We start from the raw sequence: 5290 nt of genomic DNA, 5'->3' as shown, positions 1-5290 counted from the left end.
ATAGCAGACAACCTCTGGTTTAAAAACAATTGGTGGCTGTTTTGAGCTACATCCAGCAATAAAAAAACTAAAAATTAACAATAATAGGATTTCTTTTTTCATCTTTATTTACTCCTCCTCTTTTTATAATCTCTTGTTCAACTTTTTGGCTATGTTTTAAAACCTCTATTTTTTGGTTTTGATTTATGGCTTTTTCTTTTGAGATATCTTTTTCCAAAGCTAAAGCTTTGTTCATTTCAACTATTGCAAGAGCTGTAGCAATATTTAACTCTTCATAATCTTTTTCTTTTTGTGCTAATTGTGTTTTTGTACTATTGAACTTATAATTTAAATAAAAAGTATATGCTCCTAGTATCGCAAAAGCTGTAATAAATATCGCCATAAGAACTCCTTTGAATTTTGTAAATAAACTACTAATCATCTAGCTTACCTCTCTTTTTAAATAAATCTTTTAATATCTCACTTACTTGTATTAAAGCATCATGCTCTGATACTTTACTTTTTTCTCTAATCACAACTATATTTCCTATAATACTTATGAGTTCAGCAAGTATGAACATTCCTACAAATAAACTTGCAATAAAACTCAATTCAGACATAACAGAAATACCAAGAAAAACCATATAAAGAGCAATAAGTAAACCAGATTTTTTTATAATTCCTGTCATAATAGGACTAGAAGAAAGCTCTTTGAGTATATAGCCTTTATAAATTCCAGTTACAATATCTGCTGTCATCAAAATGCATAAAACAAAAAATGTTTTATGTGGTATTCCAGCATAGTCAAGAGTGATTAAAATGTAAGAGTAAAATACTGCAAAATACAATTTTAATAAAATTGATATATCGTTTATATAGTATTGAATATTCATATTAAAGCCCCATATTTATTTTGATTTATGTTAATCATCAGAACCCTCCAAAGAAGGTTTAGGAAATCTATCTTTGATTTCTTTAATAGTATCAATCCAAGTTGTAGTACCGTTAATTTCATCATCAAATCTCATCTCATCTTGATTTAATTTTGCATATTCTGATTTTCTATTATTTAAACAAAGTTCTAGTTTTTCAGAGTAAACTTCTTCATTTGAAATATTTAAAATATAGTCTGTATGTTTACTTTCATCTTCACACTCTATTTCAACAAATGATGGAGCAACAAAAAGAATATTGTCACTCTCTTGTTGCTTGAAATTTGGGTTTACGTATATAATTTTTTTCATTTTCTCTCTCCTAATTAAAATATTCTAGTCAATCTATTTGTTGTAGTAGAAACTGGCATTATTATTTGACCAGCTCCATTATTTCCACATCCAAAAACTTTTCCATTATCTATTAAGATAAACACAGAAGTTGCTGACAATCCACCAGAACAAATAGATTTTATTTTATCGACATACTCAAAGTTTACTTCTTCTGCTGTTAATATGTTAGTAACTTTATTTTTGCTTAAAACACCACTAACATTGTGACCACACACATAAAGTTTATTATCATTAGTAATAATATAAAGTCCTATGTAGTATCCATAATTTAAACAGCTTGTTATATGAATAAAATTTACATTCTCAAAAACTTTTACAAAGATATTGCTATTTATTGTATTGTTTTTATTTAGTTGACCATAGGCATTGTTTCCAGCACCATATATATTATTTTTATTAGTTTTTATATAAAAATTATATGAACCTGTTGGTGCATATAAATCTTCTATTGTTTCACCAACACCTAAAGTAATATTTACTAAAACTGGATTATTTTTTTGAGTAGTGTCATTTGTTCCTAACTGACCAAAAGCATTAGTTCCCCACGCAAATAGTTGTTTGTTTTCGCTTAAAGCCATACAGCTTTTCGTATAGTTTTGGCCACTAAAACCAGCAGTACATACAAATTTTATAATCTTTGTATTTTCCAAGGCTGGTATAATTTGAAATGAACTTCTATCTGTTGTGTCATTAAATCCTAATGCTCCACCAGCATTATAACCGCAAGATAAAAGCTTTCCATCTACTGTAAGAATATATGAAGATGCATTATGTGTATCACAACAAAAAACATCCATAATCTCTCCAACTTCATCTAAGAATGGAACTTGTGTCCAAGTATTTTTATCAACTTTATCACCTAAACCTAATTGCCCAATAACATTATGCCCAGTTGACCAAACTGTATTATCGGTTTTTAATATAAATGCATAAATATAATCTAGAAAATGTCCACTTGAAGAAGTAGCAATTTTATTTACATTTGATGTACTATAAGCTAATTGATATTGATGTGCTGTGTTTCCTATACCTAACTGCCCATAAGTGTTAGCACCCATTACATACAGATCACCATCTTCATATAAAACATATACACTAAAATTTGCTACAACTACTTCTTTGATTTTACTTATTCTGTGTGGATTATTGATTGTTATAAATCCATTATTTGAAGCTCCAGCACCATTTAAAAAATAAGTATTTTCTCCTTTTACTCTTATTTCTTCATCTTTAGTAACTGCAACTATATAACTATTTGAAATAGCTTGTGCATCACTTCTTGTGATAAGCCTAATTCTACTATCATTTTGTACATTGAACTGCTCATTAACTTCATTGTCTACATGGTTATATATTTCCTGAATTGTTTTGCCACCAAGTTTCAATGAGTTTTTTATCGTTAGCTCTTCATTTCCCGTTGTATCTTTTACAATACCCTCATCATGTACAAGAAATACATCAACATCATGTGAAGCTGATGAACTTTTTGATCCAATTTTATCTGTTCTTATTGTTGCCATATTTATTTCTCCTAGTTTTAAATTTAATTTTTTAATATCTTATACAAGTGTAAACACTTATATTTTTAGGTCTATTTTCATCTGCTGTTGGTACTACTTTTGAAGCATTAAAAAAAACATTAGATAAGTGAGCAGGTCCTCCTGTAAAATTACCTGCACTACTAAGCACTTCTATTGCTCCACCTATCGGTAAAGAAGATGAATCATTTCTAACTCCTCCTACATTTCCAGTAATATTTCTAATTGCATCACCTTGATAACTTCCAAGCTCTCTATTTTTTTCATCCATTCCTCTTTCTAGATCTATTGTTCTTGCAAATAATCCTCTTCTATCTGGAATATTAAATGTAGTAACTCCATCACCTTCTCCATATCTTATACCTATTGCTTCAAATAACTTTTTATATTTAATTCTGCTTATCTCTCTACCATCACAAAAAAGCCAACTTCCTTTAGGATTTGGCATAGCAAAATCTCTATACTCACCAGCTTGTGAATCTTGTACATCTTCCTCAAGGCCTGTATATAAAAGTTCTTTTACTACAAATTCTTCATCATCTTCTACTGTAAAGTCGCCTGATACAATAAAAACATCATTGTTTAATTTGTTATCTAAAGCTTCTTGAGTTGCATCTGATATTGGTTTATCTTTATCACTAGTATTGTTAACGTTATCTAACTCTAAACTCTCTTTTGTAGCTTGATTTGCTTCTTTTAAAGAATTAAATTTATAATCAATATCTTGTACTATTTCCTCTATATGTCTAGCACCATCTTCAATCGCTTGTATGTTTTCAGCTATTGCATCCGCATCAATATGTACACTTTCTGCTTTCTCAAAAGTTTTAAAAACTAAAGTATTAAAATCTATTAGTGCAACATTGAGCTCTTTAGTATGTGCAACTAACCAACTCCAACTATATGCAGCGTTTTCTCTAAAATTCTTTTGACCTTCAATTGCTGATTTACTCTCATCAAAAAGGCTAAGTTTTTCTATAGGTTTTATCTCTTCTTCACTCATTTATACAATCCCTTCTATTTCAATTTGATACTGACTTAAATTAAGTCCTATAGGTTGCTCAAAATCTTTATAAAATCCATAAGCAGTTAAACTGTTCATATCCATACTCTCTTTTTCAACTCCAATAAAAAGCATTGGAGTTAAACTATACTCTTCTAAAAAGCTTTGAATTTCATCTACTCTTGAACTATCTAAAAGTACATTTAAAACAACTCGTTTATAAATTCTTGAATTTGTTGTTTTTACATTTCCATCAGATTGTTTTTCTTTTGAAACCATATTTCGTATAGAACTTGTAGGTTTTGGATCAACTAAAGTAATCCCAAAATCTAAACTTTTTCCAAAAATTAAGTGAGAGCAAGAAGCTAAACTTCCATGAAAAGAGATAGTCACTTTTAATTTTGCACCAAAAAAACTAGGTATATTTCTAAAAAAAACTATTTTTTTATATCTTCCCTCTTGAACTGTCCACTCCCACCAATTTGAAACAAATCTTGTGTATGTATTTCTTATTTCTTCATAAACAAGCTCCTCCTCACTAAAGATTTCTATTTTTACACTCTCAGCAACAAGTCCAAAAAAACAAATAGTGTCTATGTCATTTACAGCAAATTCATATACAAGTTCATCTTGATAAGTTGTAGATGTACTCATATATTCATCAAACATTTTGTGTCTATTTGTTTTTCCTAAATAAAGCCATGATAGGCTTGTTTTTTCTTTTATTGGAACATCTATATTTTCATCTTTTGTACTCTCAAAAATACAATCTTCTGTTTGCACAACATTCCCAGTTTTATAAGTTTTATCTTTATCATAAACCTCAATCCCATCATCTAGCTCAGGAACATTTGAAGAGATTACAATTACTTCATCTTTAGGAACTACTAACATTATAAAGCCACCCTTATATCTTCAACTTCTTTTCTAAGTTTTCTAAACTCAGTAAAACCTTGAATTGAAATATCTATTAAATTTTTTATCTCTTTAACAATTGAGCTGTTATCTCCAAGGCTTAAAGCACCATCCCTTAAACCATCTGAAAAACTTCTAGGAATAATTGTTTCACCTTTGTGAATTTGTGCTAACTGGTCATACTCTATGTTCACGCTTCCTACATCATAAGAGTTGATTTTTAGTTTTGAATTATTTAATGCTTGTTTTTTAATATTTTCTAAAGTTTTAGTTAAATCAACAGATAAGTAAGGCATTAGAGATTCTATTTGACTAAAAGCAGTTAAATCATAAAAATCTTGACCAGTTTTAAAACCTACTAAGTCTGAAATATACGAAAACATTTTTGTACTATCAATTTCAGATAAGTTTTGTAAATTTTGTATAAGTGGCTTTGCAGTATTGTAAGAAACACCAAGAAGTTTCACTATATCAACTTGTTCTTGCTTACCTACATAATCGTTATATGAAAGAGTTTGTTTTGATAATCTATCTTTTTCTAAACTTTCATCATTTGAAACTATAGAACT

At 28.9% G+C, this 5290-nt stretch carries 7 protein-coding genes; all 7 read right to left on the bottom strand.

Going from position 1 to position 5290, the window contains the following annotated elements; translation table 11 throughout:
* Nucleotides 1–67 precede the first annotated feature (67 nt).
* Nucleotides 68–421 (bottom strand): hypothetical protein, encoded by a 354-nt coding sequence (locus tag AC5LG6_RS11225; protein WP_498586650.1) that lies wholly within the window; start codon nucleotides 419–421, stop codon nucleotides 68–70.
* The gene (locus AC5LG6_RS11220) at nucleotides 414–872 is read right to left on the bottom strand and encodes a phage holin family protein (protein ID WP_498586648.1); all 459 of its coding nucleotides are present in this window, start codon (nucleotides 870–872) and stop codon (nucleotides 414–416) included. Before AC5LG6_RS11220 ends, AC5LG6_RS11225 begins: the two co-directional genes overlap by 8 nt.
* 30 nt (nucleotides 873–902) lie before the next feature.
* Nucleotides 903–1223 carry a hypothetical protein gene (locus AC5LG6_RS11215; protein WP_498586646.1) on the bottom strand — a complete coding sequence of 107 codons (321 nt, stop codon included), beginning with the start codon at nucleotides 1221–1223 and terminating at the stop codon, nucleotides 903–905.
* A 14-nt stretch (nucleotides 1224–1237) separates the two neighbouring features.
* A complete protein-coding gene (locus AC5LG6_RS11210) occupies nucleotides 1238–2785 on the bottom strand; it encodes an RCC1 domain-containing protein (RefSeq protein WP_498586645.1) in 1548 nt (515 codons plus the stop codon).
* 31 nt (nucleotides 2786–2816) lie between these two features.
* A complete protein-coding gene (locus AC5LG6_RS11205; protein ID WP_498586644.1) occupies nucleotides 2817–3806 on the bottom strand; it encodes a tail fiber protein in 990 nt (329 codons plus the stop codon).
* The gene (locus tag AC5LG6_RS11200; protein ID WP_498586643.1) at nucleotides 3807–4700 is read right to left on the bottom strand and encodes a hypothetical protein; all 894 of its coding nucleotides are present in this window, start codon (nucleotides 4698–4700) and stop codon (nucleotides 3807–3809) included. It abuts the gene before it with no gap.
* On the bottom strand, nucleotides 4700–5290 hold a 591-nt coding region (locus AC5LG6_RS11195; protein ID WP_498586642.1), incomplete at its 5' end, for a hypothetical protein. The genes AC5LG6_RS11200 and AC5LG6_RS11195, both read right to left, overlap by 1 nt.

The sequence above is a fragment of the Arcobacter thermotolerans genome (assembly GCF_983172305.1).
This window is presented reverse-complemented; position numbering and strand designations above follow the sequence as displayed.

Bases quoted from the DNA above. Each gene is read 5' to 3' on its own strand.
- AC5LG6_RS11225 (WP_498586650.1), bottom strand. From the start codon at position 421: ATGATTAGTAGTTTATTTACAAAATTCAAAGGAGTTCTTATGGCGATA.
- AC5LG6_RS11220 (WP_498586648.1), bottom strand. From the start codon at position 872: ATGAATATTCAATACTATATAAACGATATATCAATTTTATTAAAATTG.
- AC5LG6_RS11215 (WP_498586646.1), bottom strand. From the start codon at position 1,223: ATGAAAAAAATTATATACGTAAACCCAAATTTCAAGCAACAAGAGAGT.
- AC5LG6_RS11210 (WP_498586645.1), bottom strand. From the start codon at position 2,785: ATGGCAACAATAAGAACAGATAAAATTGGATCAAAAAGTTCATCAGCT.
- AC5LG6_RS11205 (WP_498586644.1), bottom strand. From the start codon at position 3,806: ATGAGTGAAGAAGAGATAAAACCTATAGAAAAACTTAGCCTTTTTGAT.
- AC5LG6_RS11200 (WP_498586643.1), bottom strand. From the start codon at position 4,700: ATGTTAGTAGTTCCTAAAGATGAAGTAATTGTAATCTCTTCAAATGTT.